We start from the raw sequence: 1,078 nt of genomic DNA on the forward strand, positions 1-1,078 counted from the left end.
TCGTCTCACCCTAGGCGGCGGGCTTTCTGCCTAACCCTGTTTAGTAGGATCTGCGCCCGTCGATATCTCACCATCTTTTTGGATGGCGGCTTCGAGGTCGGCGGGGTCTATCTGGATGATCTGTCGTGTCATAGTGCCAGCGCGTATCGCAGGCAGATGAATGAAGGTCGCAACGCGCCGGTAGGCAAGCCAGGAAATCCCTTCGATCAACTCGTCGTCCTGATCGACAATGTACTCGCCGGCCGGCTGTGGAGCATCAAACCCATGCAGCAGGAACGGGGAGGAAAACCGGACAGTTGTTCTGGTGGTGCGCATAGTCGTTTCTCCACGCCACCCAGAGACTGCAATCTCCCGGATTGTGGCTGGAGGCTAAACCAGTCGATTGCGGTCCTTGGTTTCTATCGCGCGCCTGCGCGTGCCATCGGTATCATTGTCGATACGGCGCTGAGCTTCTGTGCGAGGCAACCTGCCGCTAGCGCCGCCTTCATAGTCCCATCGCGCGATGGCTGCGCCCGTGGATTCCCACTCATCAAGATGTGCGGTCAACTTCTTCCGAAGCTCCGCTTCGGCCGTTTGGTTTTTCTCGATATCATAAACGAGAAAACGTGCAGTAGCAGTTTCCCTGGTAACATCACGGTCTGGGTGTAGTCCGCGCACTTCCGCAAGAAGGCGCTCGATCATGTCCATTTCGACCGAGGTAAGGTAGTTGGAAGACATGATGTCCTCCTTGGTCGGGGCTAGGGCGTGGTGACCCTCAAGCGGCATCGCCCGTTTCAGAAGACGCCGACAACCGACCATGCGCCCTATGCCGCGCAGAGTCGATGAATATTCTACCCTCATTCCATGTCCGGCACTTGTCCCGCCAAGAAGAGCGTCGTCGGCTCGCCGTATTCTCCCAGCGGGTTTGCCTCTCGGCTTTTAGGGTAGCGGCCGGCGCGGTCATTGCCCCATGCGCGCCGGCCTTGGCGCCAGGATCGGCGCCTGATCAGGTTATTGCAGGCGCGGGCGTCAATTCGTCCGAAAAGCAGGGCGCAAAGTTAGTCGACTTCCTTGCCGACCGACACTGCCTCCTTATCTC

General features: G+C 58.4%; 2 protein-coding genes. Both read right to left on the reverse strand.

What is annotated here, in order from left to right:
- Positions 1-30: 30 nt before the first annotated feature.
- Positions 31-315, reverse strand: coding sequence for a hypothetical protein (locus tag C7I85_RS30195; protein WP_106727671.1), 285 nt, complete (start codon positions 313-315; stop codon positions 31-33).
- Between the two features lie 54 nt (positions 316-369).
- The gene (locus C7I85_RS30200) at positions 370-717 is read right to left on the reverse strand and encodes a hypothetical protein (protein ID WP_146149025.1); all 348 of its coding nucleotides are present in this window, start codon (positions 715-717) and stop codon (positions 370-372) included.
- Positions 718-1,078 lie beyond the last annotated feature (361 nt).

Origin of the sequence: Pseudaminobacter soli (ex Li et al. 2025) (genome assembly GCF_003012705.1) — a bacterium.
Lineage (GTDB): Bacteria > Pseudomonadota > Alphaproteobacteria > Rhizobiales > Rhizobiaceae > Pseudaminobacter > Pseudaminobacter soli.

What these genes read in the sequence shown, in the direction of transcription:
- C7I85_RS30195 (WP_106727671.1), bottom strand. Translation starts at nt 315, where the DNA reads ATGCGCACCACCAGAACAACTGTCCGGTTTTCCTCCCCGTTCCTGCTG.
- C7I85_RS30200 (WP_146149025.1), bottom strand. Translation starts at nt 717, where the DNA reads ATGTCTTCCAACTACCTTACCTCGGTCGAAATGGACATGATCGAGCGC.